Origin of the sequence: Kitasatospora sp. NPDC052896, from assembly GCF_044547075.1 — a bacterium.
In the GTDB taxonomy this organism is placed as follows: domain Bacteria; phylum Actinomycetota; class Actinomycetes; order Streptomycetales; family Streptomycetaceae; genus Kitasatospora.
The window spans coordinates 390373-410674 of the sequence record NZ_JBITZU010000001.1; the positions used below are offsets into that span (position 1 = coordinate 390373).

General features: G+C 73.1%; 18 protein-coding genes. 15 read left to right on the forward strand and 3 right to left on the reverse strand.

Annotated features, from left to right (window positions below; all coding sequences use genetic code 11):
- Positions 1-3 precede the first annotated feature (3 nt).
- The 15 genes from ACIGXM_RS01845 to ACIGXM_RS01915 all read left to right on the forward strand — a co-directional run bounded on the left by ACIGXM_RS01845 (position 4) and on the right by ACIGXM_RS01915 (position 15006).
- Positions 4-693 carry a response regulator gene (locus ACIGXM_RS01845; protein ID WP_396555760.1) on the forward strand — a complete coding sequence of 230 codons (690 nt, stop codon included), beginning with the start codon at positions 4-6 and terminating at the stop codon, positions 691-693.
- A gap of 64 nt (positions 694-757) precedes the next feature.
- Positions 758-1684, forward strand: a complete 927-nt coding sequence (locus ACIGXM_RS01850; RefSeq protein ID WP_396555762.1) for a Rossmann-like and DUF2520 domain-containing protein — start codon at positions 758-760, stop codon at positions 1682-1684.
- Complete coding sequence (panC, locus tag ACIGXM_RS01855; RefSeq protein WP_396555764.1) at positions 1684-2580, forward strand: pantoate--beta-alanine ligase; 897 nt, start codon at positions 1684-1686, stop codon at positions 2578-2580. Before ACIGXM_RS01850 ends, panC begins: the two co-directional genes overlap by 1 nt.
- A 47-nt stretch (positions 2581-2627) precedes the next feature.
- Positions 2628-3053 carry an aspartate 1-decarboxylase gene (panD, locus tag ACIGXM_RS01860; protein ID WP_396555766.1) on the forward strand — a complete coding sequence of 142 codons (426 nt, stop codon included), beginning with the start codon at positions 2628-2630 and terminating at the stop codon, positions 3051-3053.
- A gap of 19 nt (positions 3054-3072) precedes the next feature.
- Positions 3073-4749, forward strand: coding sequence for an L-aspartate oxidase (locus ACIGXM_RS01865; protein WP_396555768.1), 1677 nt, complete (start codon positions 3073-3075; stop codon positions 4747-4749).
- Positions 4750-4751: 2 nt separating this feature from the next.
- Positions 4752-5726, forward strand: a complete 975-nt coding sequence (gene nadC, locus ACIGXM_RS01870) for a carboxylating nicotinate-nucleotide diphosphorylase (RefSeq protein WP_396555770.1) — start codon at positions 4752-4754, stop codon at positions 5724-5726.
- A gap of 25 nt (positions 5727-5751) precedes the next feature.
- Entirely contained in the window at positions 5752-6543 is a 792-nt protein-coding gene (locus ACIGXM_RS01875) for a type III pantothenate kinase (RefSeq protein ID WP_396555772.1), read from the forward strand.
- A gap of 131 nt (positions 6544-6674) precedes the next feature.
- On the forward strand, positions 6675-7403 hold the full coding sequence (locus tag ACIGXM_RS01880; RefSeq protein ID WP_396555774.1) for a hypothetical protein: 729 nt from the start codon (positions 6675-6677) through the stop codon (positions 7401-7403).
- 97 nt (positions 7404-7500) lie between these two features.
- A complete protein-coding gene (gene lysX, locus ACIGXM_RS01885; RefSeq protein ID WP_396555776.1) occupies positions 7501-9075 on the forward strand; it encodes a bifunctional lysylphosphatidylglycerol synthetase/lysine--tRNA ligase LysX in 1575 nt (524 codons plus the stop codon).
- 4 nt (positions 9076-9079) lie between these two features.
- A complete protein-coding gene (locus tag ACIGXM_RS01890) occupies positions 9080-9238 on the forward strand; it encodes a hypothetical protein (RefSeq protein ID WP_396555778.1) in 159 nt (52 codons plus the stop codon).
- A gap of 106 nt (positions 9239-9344) precedes the next feature.
- The gene (locus tag ACIGXM_RS01895; RefSeq protein WP_396555780.1) at positions 9345-9773 is read left to right on the forward strand and encodes a BlaI/MecI/CopY family transcriptional regulator; all 429 of its coding nucleotides are present in this window, start codon (positions 9345-9347) and stop codon (positions 9771-9773) included.
- Positions 9774-9782: 9 nt separating this feature from the next.
- Positions 9783-10310, forward strand: a complete 528-nt coding sequence (locus tag ACIGXM_RS01900; protein ID WP_396555782.1) for an amino-acid N-acetyltransferase — start codon at positions 9783-9785, stop codon at positions 10308-10310.
- Between the two features lie 117 nt (positions 10311-10427).
- Complete coding sequence (locus ACIGXM_RS01905; protein ID WP_396555784.1) at positions 10428-10778, forward strand: Lsr2 family protein; 351 nt, start codon at positions 10428-10430, stop codon at positions 10776-10778.
- Between the two features lie 737 nt (positions 10779-11515).
- The gene (locus ACIGXM_RS01910) at positions 11516-14032 is read left to right on the forward strand and encodes an ATP-dependent Clp protease ATP-binding subunit (RefSeq protein ID WP_396555786.1); all 2517 of its coding nucleotides are present in this window, start codon (positions 11516-11518) and stop codon (positions 14030-14032) included.
- A gap of 164 nt (positions 14033-14196) precedes the next feature.
- Positions 14197-15006 carry a DUF3050 domain-containing protein gene (locus ACIGXM_RS01915; RefSeq protein WP_396555788.1) on the forward strand — a complete coding sequence of 270 codons (810 nt, stop codon included), beginning with the start codon at positions 14197-14199 and terminating at the stop codon, positions 15004-15006.
- 16 nt (positions 15007-15022) lie between these two features.
- On the opposite strand, the gene ACIGXM_RS01920 is transcribed toward ACIGXM_RS01915, so the two are convergent.
- The 3 genes from ACIGXM_RS01920 to ACIGXM_RS01930 all read right to left on the reverse strand — a co-directional run bounded on the left by ACIGXM_RS01920 (position 15023) and on the right by ACIGXM_RS01930 (position 20239).
- Positions 15023-18697 (reverse strand): tetratricopeptide repeat protein, encoded by a 3675-nt coding sequence (locus ACIGXM_RS01920; RefSeq protein ID WP_396555790.1) that lies wholly within the window; start codon positions 18695-18697, stop codon positions 15023-15025.
- Positions 18694-19020: a trypco2 family protein gene (locus tag ACIGXM_RS01925; RefSeq protein WP_396555792.1), complete on the reverse strand. Its 327-nt coding sequence runs from the start codon at positions 19018-19020 to the stop codon at positions 18694-18696. Before ACIGXM_RS01925 ends, ACIGXM_RS01920 begins: the two co-directional genes overlap by 4 nt.
- Positions 19021-19096: 76 nt before the next feature.
- Complete coding sequence (locus tag ACIGXM_RS01930; RefSeq protein ID WP_396555794.1) at positions 19097-20239, reverse strand: threonine aldolase family protein; 1143 nt, start codon at positions 20237-20239, stop codon at positions 19097-19099.
- Positions 20240-20302 lie beyond the last annotated feature (63 nt).

The window sequence follows — 20302 nt, forward strand, 5'->3', positions numbered from 1 at the left end:
ACTGTGACCATCCGCGTGATGCTCGTCGACGACCAGGAACTGCTCCGCACGGGCTTCCGCATGGTGCTGCAGTCCCAGGGCGACATCGAGATCGCCGCCGAGGCCGGGGACGGCGCCCAGGCGCTGGAGGTGCTCTCCCGCACGCAGGTGGACGTGATCCTGATGGACGTCCGGATGCCCCGGCTGGACGGCGTGCAGGCCACCCGGCGGATCTGCCTGGACGCCGACGGCACCCCGCTGCCGGGCGCGCCGCGGGTGCTCATCCTCACCACCTTCGACCTGGACGAGTACGCCTTCGCCGCGCTCAAGGCCGGAGCGAGCGGCTTCCTGCTCAAGGACGTGCCGCCGACCGAGCTGGTGGCCGCGATCCGCTCGGTGCACGGCGGGGACGCGGTGGTCGCGCCGACCACCACCCGGCGGATGATCGACCGCTTCGCCGAGGTCCTGCCGCTGCCGCAGGCGCCGGCCGGTCCGCCCGCGCTGGAGCCGCTCACCGAGCGCGAGCGCGAGGTCTTCCTGCTGGTCGCCCAGGGATTGTCGAACGCCGAGATCGCCGCCGAACTGGTGCTCTCCGAGGCCACCGTGAAGACCCACGTCGGCCGGATCCTGGCCAAGCTCGGCCTGCGCGACCGGGTGCAGGCCGTGGTGCTGGCCTACGAGGCCGGGCTGGTCCGGGCGGGCGGCGCCGACTGACCCCGGGGCGGGCCGTAGGATGATGCGGTACGTCTGGTACCCGTAGAGGACTGGAACGCGAGCCGTGCACACCTCCGATCTGTTCGACCCCGCCGACCCCACCGACCCGGGCAGCCGGCCGGGGCGACTCGCCGTCGGCGTGGTGGGGACCGGCCGCGTGGGCCCGGCCCTCGGCGCCGCGCTCCAGCTGGCCGGCCACACCGTGGTCGCCGCCTCCGGGGTCTCCACCGCCTCCCGCCGCCGGGCCGAGGCGCTGTTGCCCGGGGTCCGGGTGGTCTCCCCGCCGCAGGTGCTGGCCGCCGCGGACCTGGTGCTGCTGACCGTCCCGGACGACGCGCTGGCCGACCTGGTGGCCGGGCTGGCCGCCACCGGCGCGGTGCGCCCGGGCCAGCTGATCGTGCACACCTCCGGCGCCCAGGGGGTGGCCGTGCTGGAACCGGCCACCCGGGCCGGTGCGCTGCCCCTCGCCCTGCACCCCGCGATGACCTTCACCGGCACCTCGGTCGACCTGGCCCGGCTGGCCGGCTGCCCGTTCGGGGTGACCGCGCCCGAGGAGCTGCGGACCGTCGCCGAGGCGCTGGTGGTGGAGATGGGCGGCGAGCCCGAGTGGGTGCCCGAGGCGGTCCGCCCGCTCTACCACACCGCCCTGGCGCACGGCGCGAACCACCTGGTCACCCTGGTCGCGCAGGCGATGGAGCTGCTGCGGACGGCCGGCGTGGCCGAGCCCGGCCGGCTGCTCGGCCCGCTGCTCGGCGCCGCGCTGGACAACACCCTGCGCTCCGGTGACGCCGCGTTGACCGGCCCGGTCGCCCGCGGCGACAGCGGGACGGTGCGCCGCCACCTGGCGCAGCTCAGTACGGTGTCCCCGGACATCCCGTCGGCCTACCGGGCGATGGCCCGGGCCACCGCGCAGCGGGCGCTCGCCAACGGGACGCTGAAGGAAGAGGCGGCCGCCGCGCTGCTGGACGTACTCGACGAGGAGATGCACTGATGGCCCGCCCGAAGCCCGCCGCCAAGGCGCCCAAGACCCGCAGCACCGCGCTCACCCACACCGTCGCCGACTTCGAGGCCGCCTTCTGGCCGGACGAGCAGCCGGTCGACAACGCGGTCGTGATGACCATGGGCGCGCTGCACGAGGGGCACGCGGCGCTGATCCGGGCCGCCCGCAAGGAGGTCGGCCGCGACGGCCGGGTGGCGGTGACGGTCTTCGTCAACCCGCTGCAGTTCGGCCCGAACGAGGATCTGGACCGCTACCCGCGCACGCTGGCCGCCGACGTCCGGCTCGCCGAGGAGAACGGCGCCGACGTGGTCTTCGCGCCGGTCGTCGAGGAGGTCTACCCGAACGGCGCCCCGCAGGTGACGCTCTCGGCCGGCCCGATGGGCGAGCGCTTCGAGGGCGCCACCCGCCCCGGCCACTTCGACGGCATGCTGACCGTGGTCGCCAAGCTGCTGCACATCACCGACCCCGACTTCGCCTTCTTCGGCGAGAAGGACGCCCAGCAGCTGGCGATCGTCCAGCGGATGGTGGCCGACCTCGACTTCGACGTGGAGGTCATCGGCGTGCCGACCGTCCGCGAGGAGGACGGCCTGGCGCTCTCCTCGCGCAACCGCTACCTCTCCGAGGACGACCGCCGGCACGCGCTGGCGCTCTCCCGGGCCCTGTTCGCCGGCCGGGACGCGGCCGCCCGGGGCCCGAAGGCCGTCCGCGAGGCCGCCGCGACCGCGCTGGACGGCGCGGCCGGCCTCGACCTCGACTACCTCGCCCTGATCGATCCGCACGACTTCACCGAGGTGCCGGACGACTTCCAGGGCGAGGCCGTGCTGGCCGTGGCCGCGAAGGTGGGCGGCACCCGCCTGATCGACAACGTCCGCATGATCGTCCGGTAGATTCCGGCAGCCACTTCGGCATGCACTCAGCTCAGGAGGCGTGACCAATGCTCCGCACCATGTTCAAGTCCAAGATCCACCGGGCCACCGTGACCCAGGCCGACCTGCACTACGTCGGCTCGGTCACGGTGGACCAGGATCTGCTGGACGCCGCCGACCTGCTCCCCGGCGAGCTGGTCCACATCGTGGACATCAACAACGGCGCCCGGCTGGAGACCTACACCATCGCCGGGCCGCGCGGCTCCGGCGTGATCGGGATCAACGGCGCGGCGGCCCGACTGGTCCACCCCGGCGACCTGGTGATCCTGATCGCCTACGGGCAGATGGACACCGCCGAGGCCCGGGAGTTCCAGCCCAGGGTGGTCTTCGTGGACGCGGAGAACAAGATCGTCGGCACGGGCTCGGACCCGGCCGAGGCGCTGCCCGGCACGGACACCGTCCGCGGGGACGCCGTCCGGACCGCCGCAAACTAGACCAGACCGGAGCACCGCCATGCCTGTGACCCACCGCCTCACCGCCCCCGCGCCCGGCTGGACCGCCACCACCGACGTGGTGGTGGTCGGCTCCGGCGTGGCCGGGCTGACCGCCGCGCTCGGCGCCCGCCAGGCCGGCCTGCGGGTGACGGTGGTCACCAAGGCGATGCTCGACGACGGCTCCACCCGCTGGGCCCAGGGCGGCATCGCGGCCGCCCTGGGCGAGGGCGACACCCCCGAGCAGCACCTGGCCGACACGCTGGTCGCGGGGGCCGGGCTGTGCGACGAGGACGCGGTGCGCGTCCTGGTCACCGAGGGCCCGGACGCCGTCCGCCACCTGATCGCCACCGGCGCCGCCTTCGACCAGGACGCCGACGGGGCGATCCTGCTCACCCGCGAGGGCGGCCACCACCGCCGCCGGATCGCGCACGCCGGCGGCGACGCCACCGGGGCGGAGATATCGCGCGCCCTGGTCGCCGCGGTGCGCAGTGATCCCGGCCTGGAGCTGATCGAGCACGCGCTGGTGCTCGACCTGCTCACCGACGAGAGCGGCCACGCGGCCGGCCTCACCCTGCACGTGATGGGCGAGGGCCAGCGCGACGGCGTCGGCGCGATCCGGGCCCGGGCCGTGGTGCTCGCCACCGGCGGCATGGGCCAGGTCTTCTCGGCCACCACCAACCCCGCGGTCTCCACCGGCGACGGGGTGGCGCTCGCCCTGCGGGCCGGCGCCGAGGTGACCGACCTGGAGTTCGTCCAGTTCCACCCGACCGTGCTCTGGCTCGGCCCGGAGGCCGAGGGCCAGCAGCCGCTGGTCTCCGAGGCGGTCCGCGGCGAGGGCGCCCACCTGGTGGACGCCGCCGGAGTCCGGTTCATGGTGGGTCAGCACGAGCTGGCCGAGCTGGCCCCGCGCGACATCGTGGCCAAGGCGATCACCCGGCGGATGCAGGAGCAGGGCGCCGGGCACATGTACCTGGACGGGCGGCACTTCGGCGCCACCATGTGGCAGGAGCGGTTCCCGACCATCCTGGCCTCCTGCCGGGCGCACGGCATCGACCCGGTGACCGGCCTGATCCCGGTCGCCCCGGCCGCCCACTACGCCTCCGGCGGGGTCCGCACCGACCTGCACGGCCGCACCTCGGTGCCGGGCCTGTACGCCTGCGGCGAGGTGGCCTGCACCGGGGTGCACGGCGCCAACCGGCTGGCCTCCAACTCGCTGTTGGAGGGCCTGGTCTTCGCCGAGCGGATCGCCGCCGACCTGGCCGCCCGGCACCGCGCCGGCGAACTGCCCGAGCGCGTGGTGGACGTCCCGGCGGCGCGCGCCGCGCGGCCCGTCCCGCTGCCCGCGCCGGAGGCCCGGGCCGAGGTCCAGCGGCTGATGAGCGCCGGCGCCGGCGTGCTGCGCTCGGCCGCCAGCATGGCCGCCACCGCCGAGGGGCTGGCCGCGCTGGCCCGGGCGGCCGAGGCGGACCAGGCCGAACAGAAGCCGGCCGACCCCCGGGTGGAGACCTGGGAGGCCGCCAACCTGCTGCTGGTGGCGACCGCCCTGGTGGCCGCCGCGGCGCAGCGCGCGGAGACCCGCGGCTGCCACTGGCGCGAGGACTTCCCCGAGCGGGACGACGAGCACTGGCGCCGTCATCTGATCACCACCCTGGACGCCGTCTCCGGCGTCCCCACCAGCACCCCCGAGGAGCACTGACCATGCCTCACCAGCCGCCGACGGCCCACCAGGAACTGCCGATGGCCGACACCTGCGGGGAGAGCTGTGCCTGCGGGGACGGCGAGGACTACGAGACCGGCCTGGACCCGGCGCTGGCCGAGCTGCTCGAGGCGGCCGGCCTCGACCCGGTCGAGGTCGAGGACATCGCCACCCTGGCGCTGGCCGAGGACCTGGCCGGCGGCGAGGACGTCACCTCGGTCGCCACGGTGCCCGCCGACGCGGTCGCCACCGCGGACTTCACCGCCCGGGAGGCCGGCGTGGTGGCCGGCCTGCGGATCGCCGAGGCCGTGGTCTCGCTGATCTGCGAGGAGGAGTTCGAGGTCGAGCGGCACGTCGAGGACGGCGACCGGGTCGAGGCCGGCCAGGTGCTGCTCTCGGTGCGCAGCCGCACCCGCGACCTGCTGACCGCCGAGCGGACCGCGCTCAACCTGCTCTGCCACCTCTCCGGGATCGCCACCGCCACCCGCCGCTGGGCGGACGAGCTGGCCGGCACCGGCGCGGTGGTCCGGGACACCCGGAAGACCCACCCGGGCCTGCGCGCGCTGCAGAAGTACGCGGTGCGGGCCGGCGGCGGCGTCAACCACCGGATGGCGCTCTCCGACGCGGCGCTGGTGAAGGACAACCACGTGGTCGCCGCGGGCGGCGTGGCCGAGGCGTTCCGCGCCGTCCGGGCCGCCTACCCGGAGCTGCCGGTCGAGGTCGAGGTGGACACCCTGGAGCAGCTCGCGCCGGTGCTGGAGGCCGGGGCGGACCTGATCCTGCTCGACAACTTCTCGGTCCCGCAGCTGCGCGAGGCGGTCCGATTGGTCGCCGGCCGGGCCAAGTTGGAGGCTTCCGGTGGCCTGACCCTGGCCACCGCGCGGGAGGTCGCCGAGACTGGTGTCGACTATCTGGCGGTCGGCGCGCTCACCCACTCCGCGCCGATCCTGGACATCGGCCTGGACCTTCGCCCGTAATCGCCCCTCCTCAGGAAAGCGGCCCATGCTCCTCACCATCGACGTCGGCAACACCCAGACCACGCTCGGCCTGTTCGATGGCGAGGAGGTCGTCGAACACTGGCGGATCTCCACCGATCCGCGCCGCACGGCGGACGAACTCGCCGTGCTGATGCAGGGCTTGATGGGCCACCACCCGGTGGTCTCGCGGGAGGACCGGGTCGAGGGGCTGGCGATCTGTTCCTCGGTGCCCGCCGTGCTGCACGAGCTCCGCGAGGTGACCCGCCGTTACTACGGCGACGTCCCCGCGGTGCTCGTGGAGCCCGGGGTGAAGACCGGGGTGCACGTCCTGATGGACAACCCCAAGGAGGTCGGCGCCGACCGGATCGTCAACGCGCTGGCCGCGAACCACCTGTACGGGGGGCCGTGCATCGTGGTCGACTTCGGCACCGCGACCACCTTCGACGCGATCAACGAGCGCGGTGACTACGTGGGCGGCGCGATCGCGCCGGGGATCGAGATCTCGGTCGAGGCGCTCGGCGCCCGCGGCGCGCAGCTGCGCAAGATCGAGCTGGCCCGGCCGCGCAACGTGATCGGCAAGAACACCGTGGAGGGCATGCAGTCCGGCGTGCTGTACGGCTTCGCGGGCCAGGTGGACGGCCTGGTCACGCGGATGGCGCGGGAGCTGTCGCCCAAGGACCCGGAGGACGTCCAGGTGATCGCCACCGGCGGGCTGGCCCCGCTGGTGCTCGGCGAGGCCGCCGCGATCGACGTGCACGAGCCCTGGCTGACCCTGATCGGCCTGAGACTGGTGTTCGAGCGCAACAAGCCGAGCTGATCGCTCGTTAGCCGCAGCGGAAGCGGCTCTCCGAGGAGGAACATCCGCTACCCCTCCGACTAACGAGGGATCGGGCGCGGCTCGGCGCGACATTACCGGCAAATCGGATATTCCTCACGTAGGGTCACTTCATGCCTACGCCACACGGGTCCCGCGGCGGCATGGCCTTCAGCGCCGACGAAGTGCGCGTGCTGCGCCGTGCCCTCGCCCAAGCCCTGCACCCCGCTGTCCCCGCCCCACTACCGGCCGGCGCCGACCTGTGGGCGGAGGACGTCCAGGAAGCACTGCGCCTGGCCGAGGCGATCGACGAGGCCGCCCAGGAGGGCGGCCGGCTGCGCGGGTTCCTGCTCGCGGAGTTGGTCCGCTACCGCGGCGCGCTGCCCGGCAGTGCCCGCGGCTACCTGGAACGGCTGGAGGAGGCCGTCGCCGACGGCTACCTCCCGACCCCGGAGGACCTGTCCGCGCTGCGCTCGCTCTCCCGGCTGCCCTGCGGCACCACCGAGCGCAGCCGCCGCTCCCGGCTGGCCGGCCGCTGCCACGCGCTGGCCGAGACCGCGGTCCGGGAACGCCTCGCGCTCAGCACCGGCCTGCCCCGCCCGGCGATCGCCCCCGACGCCGTCCGCGGCGCCGTCCCGACGCGCCATCTGGCCGCAGTTCCCAGCAGTCCCACCGACCGAGCCGGAGGACCGATCCCGATGAGCAGCCCCACGCCCGAGCCCCGCCGCCCCGAGAGCGCCCCCACTCCTCCCCCGCCGGCCCGTCCGCGCAGCCCCCGGATCCCCACCCCCGCCGAACTCTTCGCCCGCCGCGCCAAGCCCGCCGCGCCCGACGAGGAGGAGCTCGCCACCGGCACCGGCTGACCGCCCCACCGGCGGCCCGCCCGACGCCCGAAGCACTGCCCCGCCACCCGCGTCAGCCGGTGACGGGGCAGTCCGGTTCGGTCGCTACCCTGGTGAGGTGAGCGATCAGAGCAGCCTCCCCGCGACCGACGACCTTCCCGAGCAGATGCGCGTCCGGCGCGAGAAGCTGGACCGGCTCCGGGCCGCCGGGATCGACCCGTACCCGGTCGGCTTCCCCCGGACCACCAGCATCGCCGACCTCCGCGCCAAGCACCCCGACCTGGCGCCGGACACCGCGACCGGCGAGCGGGTCGGCGTGACCGGCCGGGTGATCCTGGCCCGCACCGGCGGCAAGCTGTGCTTCGCGACGCTGCGGGACGGCTCCGGCGACCTCCAGGTGATGCTCTCCCTGGACAAGCTGGGCGAGGAGCGGCTGGCCGCCTGGAAGACCGACATCGACCTGGGCGACCAGGTCGGCGTCGAGGGCGAGGTGATCACCTCCAAGCGCGGTGAGCTGAGCGTCATGGTGGAGAGCTGGGCGCTCACCGCCAAGTGCCTGCGGCCGCTGCCGGACAAGCACAAGGGCCTGACCGACCCGGAGGCCCGGGTCCGCCAGCGGTACGTGGACCTGATCGTCAACCCCGAGGCCCGGGAGATGCTGCGGCTGCGCAGCGAGGTGGTCCGCTCGATCCGCCGCACCTACGAGGAGCGCGGCTACCTCGAGGTCGAGACCCCGATGCTGCAGCCGATCCACGGCGGCGCCAACGCCCGGCCGTTCGTCACCCACATCAACGCCTACGACATCGACCTCTACCTGCGGATCGCCACCGAGCTGTACCTCAAGCGGCTGGTGGTCGGCGGCGCCGAGAAGGTCTTCGAGATCAACCGGAACTTCCGCAACGAGGGCGCCGACGCGACCCACAACCCGGAGTTCACCGCGCTGGAGTCGTACGAGGCCTACGGCGACTACGACACCCAGGCCGAGCTGATCCGGGCGATCATCGTCAACGCGGCCCGGGACGCGCTGGGCACCACCGTGGTCCGCGGCACCGACCCGCACGGCGTCGAGCACGAGATCGACCTGGCCGAGCCCTGGGACGAGATCAGCGTCTACCCCGGCATCTCCGAGCGGCTGGGCACCGAGGTCACCCCCGAGACCTCGGTCGAGGAGCTGCGCAAGCTCTGCGACGCGGCCGGCGTGCCCTACGAGCAGGGCTGGGGCCACGGCCAGATCGTGCTGGAGATGATCGAGCGGCTGCTCGAGGAGAACGCGATCCGGCCGACCTTCCTGAAGGACTACCCGACCGAGGTCTCCCCGCTGACCCGCCAGCACCGGTCCGTCCCGGGCGTGGCCGAGAAGTGGGACCTGGTGATCTTCGGGACCGAGATCGGTACCGCCTACTCCGAGTTGATCGACCCGGTCGAGCAGCGGGCCCGGCTCACCGCGCAGTCACTGCTCGCCGCCGGCGGCGACGTCGAGGCGATGCAGCTGGACGAGGACTTCCTGCGCGCCCTGGAGTACGCGATGCCGCCCACCGGCGGGCTCGGGCTCGGGGTGGACCGTCTGATCATGCTGCTCACCGGCAAGAACATCCGCGAGACGGTGCTCTTCCCGCTGGTGAAGCCCGAGAAGACGACCGGCGCGGCCGGCGAGCAGACCACGGGGACCACTGAGACGACCGAGGGAGAGTGACCTGGTGCAGTATGTCAGCGCGATCGTGCCGCCGCTGGTGATGGCGATCGGTTTCGGGTTCGTGGTGCGGGCCATCATCCGCAGCCAGGGCGGGGCCCAGAAGGGCAAGGAGGACGCCGCCGCCGACGCGATGGCGACCACCACCCGCGCCTCCGGCGAGTAGTCCCCACCGGTTTCCAGGCCGCCACCCCCCACCCGGGAGTGGCGGCCTGCGGCGTGCCCCGACGCAATTAGTGCGGTTTGTCGGATTGTTTCCTTAGGGTGGTCCCATGGTGCGGCCACTCGGTGAACTGGAGAACGCCGTCATGACCCGGGTGTGGGAGTGGAACCGCCCGGTGACGGTTCGCGAGGTACTGCTCGATCTGCGCGCGGAACGGGAAATCGCGTACACCACCGTGATGACCGTGCTGGACAAGCTGTACAGAAAGGGCTGGCTGCGCCGGGAGCGCGCGGGCCGGGCCTATCGATATGTGCCGGTCTCCTCCCGCGAGGCCTACACCGCGGCACTCATGAACGACGCCTGGTCGACCAGCGACAATCCGGCGGCCGCACTGGTGCACTTCTTCGGGCTGATGACCGGCGAGCAGCGCGCGGCACTGCGGGACGCGCTGCGGGTGGTCGGGCCGGAGCGCGTCGAGGAAGTCGGGGAAGTCGGGGAACCCGGAACCGGTGAGTCCGAACCGCCCACGACGCGATAGCGTCCCGGCATGGAGGTCACCATCCGCCGGGCGCGGACCAGTGATGTGCGGGCCGTACGGCGGCTCATCGACGGCTACTCACGGGACGGCATTCTGCTCGACAAGCCCACCGTCACCCTGTTCGAATCGGTCCAGGAGTTCTGGGTGGCCGAGCGCGACGACAGCGGAACGGTGGTCGCCTGCGGCGCGCTGCACGTGATGTGGGAGGACCTCGCCGAGGTGCGCACCCTCGCGGTGGATCCGATCTGCCGCGGCCACGGCATCGGCCACCTGCTGCTGGAGAAGCTGCTGCACACCGCACGCTGGCTGGGCGTCCGTCGGATTTTCTGCTTGACGTTCGAGGTGGCCTTCTTCGCGAAACACGGCTTCATCGAGATCGGCGAAACCAATGATGGTACGACAGACCCGGCGGTCATCGCTACGGAAGTGTATGAAGAACTCCTCCGGTCGTACGACGAAGGCGTGGCCGAGTTCCTCGACCTGGAGCGGGTGAAGCCCAACACCCTGGGCAACTCGCGCATGCTGCTGCACCTCTGAACGGCGCCCCGGGGGTGCTTGCCGGGCTTGCCCGAAGAGACCGGGGTTTGTGTTTTCCGAGAAAAGGCGGTTTCCTTTCCCTAAGGCATTGGGTCTGTTAAGCGGAAAGGGAAGCCCGTGGCACAGAGGGTGCAGGTCATTCTTGAAGACGATCTCGACGGCGGTTCGGCGGACGAGACGGTGACGTTCGCCCTCGACGGCGTTGCCTACGAGATCGATCTGAAGTCGGACAACGCGGAGAAGCTGCGTGGTCTGCTGGCTCCGTACGTCGACAAGGGCCGCAAGCAGAGCGGCCGGCTCACCAGCGCCCGTCGCGCCGGCGGCCGGGCCGCCGCCCGGGCGGCCTCCGGCGGCGCGGACACCGCGAAGATCCGCACGTGGGCGAAGGAGAACGGCTACAACGTGAACGACCGGGGCCGGGTCCCCAGCAACGTGCGCGAGGCGTACGAGGCGGCCAACGTCTCCTGAGGGCCGTCGAGGCCCCGCTCCCGACGGTCTCCCACCGGTTCGGAGCGGCCCCGGCGGCGATCCGTCCGCCCGACCGCGCGCGCAGCGCTCACGGGGCGTGGAGGCACTCCTCCGCGCCCCGCGGCTGTTCCGGGGCCGCCTTCCGGGTCGGGGGTTCCGGGCTGTTCCGGATCGGGGGCCGCTCGCACTGCGGGACACTCACGGGCTGTGCAACGCTGGAGCAGCGGGCCGGTCACGCCGTCCGCCCCGATTGGCCCCACCAGGGTCCGGAGCGCGAGGACCGGCCGACCCGGGACCGTACCGTCCGCGGCGCCGATCGGCAGACTTCTCGCCAGGCGAACAACGCCACCCGGGAAACTGCACGAGAACGGTCCGAATTTCCGGTATGAATGCAGGTGGGACGGGTCCGACCCCGGACCGGAGGTAGGCCGCGAAGCCGGCGAACCAGGCGAGGGCGCCCTTCTCCCCGAGCGGGACCGGGGGCGTGTTCGCCATTGGCGTAGCGGCAAGACGTGCAATGGGCGTACCGGAGGGAACACCGTCTCCCAGCATCAGGTTGGGAAGGGTGTCGGCCGGTCGCGCAGCACGATTCCTCACAACCGTGAGGGAGTACCTCCCTCTCGCCCGCCATCGGGCAGGAGGGGCCCAAAGCCGCGCCGCTGAGCGGGACTAGCATGCGGAAGGACAGGGCGGGGACCGACCCCGAACTGACCGACCGCTCTGAGGAGCGATTAACGATGTTCGAGAGGTTCACCGACCGCGCGCGGCGGGTTGTCGTCCTGGCTCAGGAAGAAGCCCGGATGCTCAACCACAACTACATCGGCACCGAACACATCCTCCTGGGCCTGATCCACGAGGGCGAGGGTGTCGCCGCTAAGGCCCTGGAGAGCCTCGGGATCTCTCTTGAGGCAGTCCGCCAGCAGGTCGAAGAGATCATCGGCCAGGGCCAGCAGGCCCCGTCCGGACACATTCCCTTCACGCCCCGGGCGAAGAAGGTGCTGGAGCTCTCGCTCCGCGAGGCCCTTCAGCTCGGCCACAACTACATCGGCACCGAGCACATCCTGCTCGGCCTGATCCGCGAGGGCGAGGGCGTCGCCGCCCAGGTCCTGGTGAAGCTGGGTGCCGACCTCAACCGGGTGCGCCAGCAGGTGATCCAGCTGCTCTCCGGCTACCAGGGCGGCGGCAAGGAGTCGGCCACGGCCGGCGGGCCCGCCGAGGGGACCCCGTCCACCTCGCTGGTGCTGGACCAGTTCGGCCGTAACCTGACCCAGGCCGCCCGCGAGGCCAAGCTCGACCCGGTGATCGGGCGCGAGAAGGAGATCGAGCGGGTCATGCAGGTGCTGTCCCGCCGCACCAAGAACAACCCCGTGCTGATCGGTGAGCCCGGCGTCGGCAAGACCGCCGTGGTGGAGGGCCTGGCCCAGGCGATCGTCAAGGGCGAGGTCCCCGAGACGCTGAAGGACAAGCAGCTCTACACGCTCGACCTCGGCGCCCTGGTGGCCGGTTCGCGCTACCGCGGTGACTTCGAGGAGCGCCTGAAGAAGGTGCTCAAGGAGATCCGCACCCGCGGCGACATCATCCTGTTCATCGACGAGCTGCACACCCTGGTCGGCGCGGGCGCCGCGGAGGGCGCGATCGACGCCGCCAGCATCCTGAAGCCGATGCTGGCCCGTGGCGAGCTGCAGACCATCGGTGCCACCACGCTCGACGAGTACCGCAAGCACCTGGAGAAGGACGCCGCGCTGGAGCGCCGCTTCCAGCCGATCCAGGTCGCCGAGCCGTCGCTGCCGCACACCATCGAGATCCTCAAGGGCCTGCGCGACCGGTACGAGGCGCACCACCGGGTGTCCATCACGGACGCCGCGCTGGTCGCCGCGGCCACCCTGGCCGACCGGTACATCTCGGACCGCTTCCTGCCGGACAAGGCGATCGACCTGATCGACGAGGCCGGTTCGCGGATGCGCATCCGCCGGATGACCGCGCCGCCGGACCTGCGCGAGTTCGACGAGAAGATCGCCGAGGTCCGCCGCGAGAAGGAGAGCGCGATCGACGCGCAGGACTTCGAGAAGGCCGCCTCGCTGCGCGACGACGAGAAGCAGCTCCTGAACGCCAAGTCCAAGCGCGAGAAGGAGTGGAAGGCCGGCGACATGGACGTCGTGGCCGAGGTGGACGAGGAGCTCATCGCCGAGGTCCTGGCCACCGCGACCGGCATCCCGGTCTTCAAGCTGACCGAGGAGGAGTCCTCCCGGCTGCTGCGCATGGAGGACGAGCTGCACAAGCGCGTCATCGGCCAGAAGGACGCCATCAAGGCGCTCTCGCAGGCCATCCGGCGCACCCGGGCCGGCCTCAAGGACCCGAAGCGTCCCGGTGGTTCGTTCATCTTCGCCGGCCCCTCGGGCGTCGGTAAGACCGAGCTGTCCAAGACGCTGGCGGAGTTCCTCTTCGGCGACGAGGACGCGCTGATCTCCCTCGACATGTCGGAGTTCAGCGAGAAGCACACCGTCTCCCGGCTGTTCGGCTCCCCGCCCGGCTACGTCGGCTACGAGGAGGGCGGCCAGCTCACCGAGAAGGTGCGCCGCAAGCCGTTCTCGGTCGTGCTCTTCGACGAGGTCGAGAAGGCCCACCCGGACATCTTCAACTCGCTGCTGCAGATCCTGGAGGACGGTCGACTGACCGACTCCCAGGGCCGGGTCGTGGACTTCAAGAACACGGTCATCATCATGACCACCAACCTCGGTACCCGGGACATCTCCAAGGGCTTCAACCTGGGCTTCGCGGCCACCGGCGACACCGCCACCGGCTACGAGCGGATGAAGGCCAAGGTCGGCGAGGAGCTCAAGCAGCACTTCCGCCCCGAGTTCCTCAACCGTGTCGACGACATCGTGGTCTTCCACCAGCTGTCCGAGGACGACATCATCCAGATCGTCGACCTCATGATCGACAAGGTGGACGCCCGGCTGAAGGACCGCGACATGGGCCTGGAGCTCAGTGTCGAGGCCAAGAAGCTGCTGGCGAAGCGCGGTTACGACCCGATCCTGGGTGCCCGCCCGCTGCGCCGGACGATCCAGCGCGACATCGAGGACCACCTCTCCGAGAAGATCCTCTTCGGCGAGCTGCGGGCCGGCCACATCGTGGTCGTCGGCGTGGAGGGTGAGGGCAAGGAGGCCAAGTTCACCTTCCGTGGCGAGGAGAAGTCGGCCGTGGCCGACACCCCGGCCGCGGTGGCGGCCGCCGGCCCGGACCTGACCAAGTAGGCGGCGGCAGGCAGGAAGAGGCGCCGGCCCCGACCGTTACGGTCGGGGCCGGCGCCCTTTCGTTGGCAGGCCTTTTCGGCTGACCGGGGCCCGGCGGGCGTGTCCTGAGGGCGGCGGGCCAGTTCTCCAGTGCGAGACGTACCCCGCCCCCGATCGGAGTCGCCATGACCACTGCCACCAGCCGCTACCACTGGGACCGCACCCACCCGGGCCTGACCGGACTGCAGCGGGCGATCGAACCGGTCCGCCAGGAGGTGGTGACCCACCCGGTCTACCGTGAGCTGACCAGCCTCGACCGGGTGCGGACCTTCCTCGGCAGCCACGTCTACGCGGTCTGGGACTTCATGTCGCTGCTCAAGACCCTGCAGCGGCGGCTGACCTGCGTCGAGGTGCCCTGGGTGCCGACCGGTCCGACCGCCAGCCGGCGGCTGATCAACGAGATCGTGCTGGCCGAGGAGAGCGACGAGCTGGGCGAGGGCTACACCAGCCACTTCGAGCTCTACCTGGCCGGAATGGACCGGGCCGGCGCGGACACCGGGCCGGTCACCGCGTTCCTGGAGCTGCTGCGGGCCGGCACCCCGGTCCGGGAGGCCGCCCGGCGGGCGGACGTACCGCCGGCGGCGGCCGCGTTCATCGGTACCACCTGGGACATCATCGAGCACGCCCCGGTGCACTGCCAGGCCGCCGCGTTCGCCTTCGGTCGGGAGGACCTCATCCCCGAGATGTTCCACCAGGTGATCGGCATCGAGGACACGGAGGGCCGGCTGGAGCCGTTCAAGGACTACCTGGCCCGGCACATCGAGGTGGACGGCGAGCAGCACACCCCGATGGCGATGCAGATGCTGATCGACCTGTGCGGCACGGACCGGACCCGCTGGGTCGAGTGCGCCAGCACCGTACGGACCGCGCTGCGGGCCCGGGCGGAGCTGTGGGACGCGATCCTCGCGGAGCTGCCGGTCTGCGTGCGCTCCTGAGCGCACGAGCCGGCCCTCAGCGGCGGTCGAGGCTCTGGCGGACGGTCACGGTGAGCGGGTGGCCCGGGCTGAGGTGGGCCTCGCAGAGGGCGAGGGTCTGACCGGCCAGCGCGGCGGCCTGGCGCGGGTCGCCGGCCGCCCAGTAGGCCTCGGCCAGTTCGTGCCGGGTGCGCAGGGTGTCCGGGTGGGCCTCGCCGAGCAGGCTCCAGCGGTCCCACAGGACCTGCTTCAGCAGCTGCGCGGCGGCCCCCGGCTCGCCCGTCCGACGGCGGGCCGCCCCCAGCTCGTGCCGCAGCGCCAGCGGCTCCGGGTGCTGGTCGCCGAGCACGCCGCGGGCCCGGTCCAGGGCGGAGCCGAGCAGGGCCAGCCCGAGCCCGTGGTCGCCCTGGCCGAGGTAGCCGACGGCCAGGTGACGGTGGGCGGCGAAGGTGGCCGGGTGGTCCTCGCCGAGCACCCGGGTCCGGGCCAGCTGGACGGTCTCCAGCAGCGGCACCGCCCGGTACAGGTCGCCGGCCTCGGCGTAGGCGTTGGCGAGCCGGAGGCTGACGGTGAGCGTGGCCGGGTAGTCCTCGCCGAGCGCGCGGGCGGCGTCGGCCTGGAGCTGCTCCAGCACGGCGATGGCCCGGGCCAGGTCGCCCGCCTCGGCGAAGGCGGCGGCCAGGTCGGTGCGGATGACCACGGTCTCCGGGTCGTCCTCGCCGAGTGCCCGCTCGGCGTCCATCAGCAGCCACTCGAACATGGTGATCGCCCGGGCCAGCGCACCGGCGTCGCGCAGCGCGGCGGCCAGGCCGCCGCGGGCGGCCAGCGCGTGCCGGCTGTCCGGGCCGAACAGGGTCTCCGCCTCCTCCCGCAGCTGCTCGAAGAGCGGGATCGCCCGGGAGACCGCCCCGGCCTGCAGATAGGCGTTGCCGAGCCGGCTGCGGATCAGCAGCAGGTCGGCCGGCCCGGCCCACTCCTCGGCGTCGCCGAGCAGCCGCTCGTAGCGCGGGACGGCGCCGGAGAGCGCGCCGAGCTCCAGGTAGGCGTCGGCCAGCCGGAGCCGGGGCGCGAAGGTGTCGGGGTGGCCCTCGCCCATCACCTGCTCGGAGAGCGTGACCAGCTGCTCCAGCGCCGGGATCGCCCGGTCCAGGTCGCCGGCCTGCTGGTAGGCGCGGGCCAGGATCTCCCGGGAGGCCAGCGCCGAGGGTTCGTCACCGTCGGCCACCCGGCCGGTGTTCTCGGCGAGCTCGGCGAGCCGGGCCAGCGCCTGCTCACCGCCCATCTTCTCCAGCAGCCGGCAGACCAGCCAGAGCGGCAGGTCGCTGTCCGGGGTGAGCAACGGCAGCAGGTCCTCGCCGATCGCGTAGAGGCAGTGCCACTCGCGGTCCTCGTAGGCCTGCGCGGCCTCCACCGGGAAGAGCCGCAGCAACGGGCGGAGCCGGCCCAGCACCTCGTCCGTCACCTCGGCGTCGAGCACCGAGGCGTACGGCAGGCAGGTGGCCGCGACCAGCCGGATCCAGCGGGCCTCGCGCGGGTCGGCGGACTCGTCCGCGACCGCCAGCACCCGCAGCAGCAACACCGCCCGGTCGCGGCGCGAGCAGTGGCCGACCGCCATCCGGACCACGTCCGCCCAGGTCTCGTCGCCGGAGCGGCGGGCCAGCATGCCGAAGTCCCGGTCCTGGACGAACTCCCGTGCGGCCAGGTAGTCCTGGAAGGTGCGATGGACGAACTCGAAGGTCTCGGTGCTGGTCTCGGCGAGCAGGCCGGTGCGTTCCAGCAGCTGGCGGTAGACCTGTTCGGCGTCCAGGCGGCGGCGCGCGGGCAGGCTGGGCAGCACCCGGTCGATCTGCCGCAGCGCGTCCGAACGACCGCCCTCGTGCTGGCCGTTGGTGACCAGCCAGGCCGCCACCCTTTGCAGCACGGCGAGTTGCTCCTCACGGCCGAGCTGCTGCTCGGCGGGCACGACCACCACCCGGCGCTGCTTGTCGCGCCGGACCAGCAGCATGTCCAGCGCCGACTCGTAGACCTCCATCTTGCGGTGCGGCAGCGCGCCCTCCCACTCCCGGTGCAGCGCGCAGATCATCGCGCAGAGCAGCGGGCTGTCGGTCAGCGCGGCCAGCTCCGGGGAACGGTCCAGGGTGCGCAGCAGGGTGCTCCTCATCTCCCGGAAGCGCAGCTCCTGAGCGGACCGCTCGGCCTCGGTCGGCTCGTCGACGTCGGCCAGTTCGGCGGCCAGCGCGGCCTGGTGCCAGCGTTCGATGAGCAGCGTGCGGTCCCACTCGTTCATCGGGCAGAGCAGCAGCTCGTCGAAGCGCAGGTGGCGCAGCCAGCGGGCCGGCACGGCCGAGGGGCGCACGGTGACCAGGGTGAACACCCGCGGGTAGTCGTCGAGCAGCTCGGCCAGCCAGAGTTCGGCCTCCTCCCGGTGCTGCCGCGGCACCTCGTCCAGGCCGTCCACCAGCAGCACGGCGCGGCCGCTCTCGAAGAGCCGCTCGGCCCAGCCGTGCGGCTGGCCGTCGGCCACCCGGCTGCGGTCCATGGCGAGGAACTCGGCCGGCCGCGGGCTCAGGTTGCGCAGCTGGAGCATGGTGCGCAGGCGCAGGAAGAACGGCACCCGGTGGTTGAGCTCGGCGAGTTCGCCGGCGAAGCCGCCGGAGACGGCGGTGACCGCGAGCCACTGCAGCAGGGTGGTCTTGCCGGAGCCCGCCTGGCCGCGCAGCAGCACCCGGCGGCGGCCCTTGAGCATGCCCTCCACCCGGCGGCGCTGCGCCGGGCGGCCGAGCAGGGCGGTGGTGCCGGTCGCCGCGGGGTGGCACGGCTGCGCCGGGTCGGCGTCGGCGGCCGGGACCGCCTCCAGGCTGAGGTAGGCGGTGTCCAGGTTCCAGGGGCGGGACATCGGCAGGCCGAAGATCTTCAGCCGGCCGTGCTCGCGGCGGATCGAGCGGGCGTAGGCCTCCTCGAACTCGGCGTCCGCTCGCTCGCGCGGCGAGATGCCGCGCGGTCGGACCGGGGCGCCGAGGTGCCGGGCGAGCAGACCGGCGAAGTCCGGGTCGGCGAGCAGCGGGGCGAGCGGGACCAGGCCGAGCTGGGAGTGGTGCCAGACGCCGGGGGCCAGGTCCGCGGTGGCCAGGCCGAGCAACAGGCCGTTGAAGACCACCGGGGCGCCGGACATGCCGGACCACGGGGACGCGGCGCCGGGGACCGGGCCGGGCGGCTGGTGCTGGGTGGTGAGCACGTGCCGGCCGGTGCCCAGGCCGCTGGCCGGGGCCAGGGTGCCGACCAGCTGGTGGCTGCGCAGCACCGTGCCGTCCTCGCGGCCGGCCGCCGGGTAGCCGGTGGCGTGGCAGAGCGGGACCGGCTCGGTGCTGTCCAGCCGGCCCCAGCCGAGCGGTTCGAGGCGGCGGACGGTCCCGGGGCGGACCAGGTCGGCGGTGGCCAGCAGCAGCGCCACGTCGGCACCGGCGGCGGGCTCGGCGCCGGGCGGCTCCCCCGGCGCGGGCGGGTCGGCGCGCCAGAGCACGGTGCAGCGCACCCAGCCCCGGCCGCCGGGTACGGCGGCCTCGACGGGTACGGGCTCGACCGGCACGGCGGCCCCGGCCGGGGTGGGCGGCAGCAGGTGGGCGGCGGTGAGGATGAGCCGGGGCGTGAGCAGCACGCCGCTGCCCTGCGCGGCGGCCCGGACGGCGGCGGCCCGCGGTGCGGGCAGGCTCAATGGAAGCCCTCGCGGCTGCCGAGGTCGGGGTTGCCGACCAGCGGGCTGCCGCCGGTGACGAAGTCCTTCGGGGTGAGCGTGACGGTCACCCGGTGGGCCCGGGTCCGGCCGGCCGAGACCTCCGCGTCGGCCGACAGCACCCAGGCCCGCACTCCGCCGGAGAGCTTGCCGTCCCGGCGCAGCTCGACCCCGAACTCCAGCTCCACGGGGCCGACCTCGAACTGGATCCGGTGGCCGGCACCCCGCTCGGCGGCGGCTGCCAGCTGCTGCCGGACGGCCTCGATGGCGTCGGCCAGTTCGATGTCCGGGACGTGCTCGTTCACGGGCTCCCCCAGGGTGATCCACGCGGTCGGCTCGTTCCGACAGTAGTGCAGCCCTTTCGGCCGGGAAGGTCAAATATCAAGGCCGCGTGGGAAGTCGGGCCAGGAAGTCGACGGCGGACTGCCTGACGTCCTCCACCTGCCACTCCAACGCTGGTGCCAGGACGCTGAGTTCGGTGACCGCCAGCCCCGGCAGCGGACCGTCCGACCAGGTGCCGAACAGGCCGTCGCCGCTCTCGGCGGCGTGCCGCAGCCCGGCCTCGTTCAACTCCCGCGCCGGGTACGGGAGCCAGAGTTGGAACTGGTGGGTGTGCGGCGGGTCCGGATGCAGCCGGGCCCCCGGGACGTCGCGCAGCGCCCGCCGCAGACCCTCCGCCACCACCCGGGCGTGCGCCAGATAGCCGGGCAGCCGGGGCAGTTCGCGGTCCAGCCCGGCGAGCGCGGCCAGCGCGGTGGGCCACTGCTGGTAGAGCAGACCGCCGTAGCGGTGCCGCCAGGCCCTGGCGTCCCGCACCAGGTCGGCCGGTCCGGCCAGCGCGGCGCCGCTCAGGCCGCCCAGCGCCTTGTAGAACGAGACGTACACCGAGTCGCCGAGCGCGGCGAGTTCGGGCAACGGGCGGGCGTAGTGGGCCGCGGACTCCCAGAGCCGGGCGCCGTCCAGGTGGACCACCGCCCGCCGCTCGTCCCGGGCCACGGTCACCGCGGCCACCAGTTCCGGCCACTCGGGCAGCACGAACCCGGCCTCGCGCAGCGGGAGTTCGAGCAGCAGGATGCCGAACTCCTCGTCGAAGTCGCGCAGTTCGGCAGCGGTCGGCAGCCGGTGGGCGGTGGTGGGCCAGACACCGTGCAGACCCGACAGCCGCTGGTAGGCGCGGCGCTCGTGGGTCTCGAGGTGGGCCAGCGGGTGGGTGGCGACCGCGCGGGTGCCGCGGCGGCGGGCCCAGCAGCGCAGCGCGACCTGCTGGGCCATCGTGCCGGTGGGGAAGAAGAGCGCGGCGGGCTTGCCGAGCAGCTCGGCCACTCGGCGCTCCAGGGTCGCCACGATGCCGTCGCCGTAGAAGTCGGGGCGCTCGGCCGGGCCGGCCAGCGCGGCCGCGTCGGCGGTCAGCTCCGCGAGCCGTTCCCGCGGGGTCTCCGGCCGCCGCCCGGAGAGGATCCGCCGACAGTCGCGCCAGAGCGTGAAGCGCTGGGCGCCGGCGGCAGCGGTCTGCTCATAGCTCATCCCCTGATGGTCCCTCAGGAGTGGCGGAATGTCGTCGGTCGTGCCGAAAGCTTTCTGCGCCAC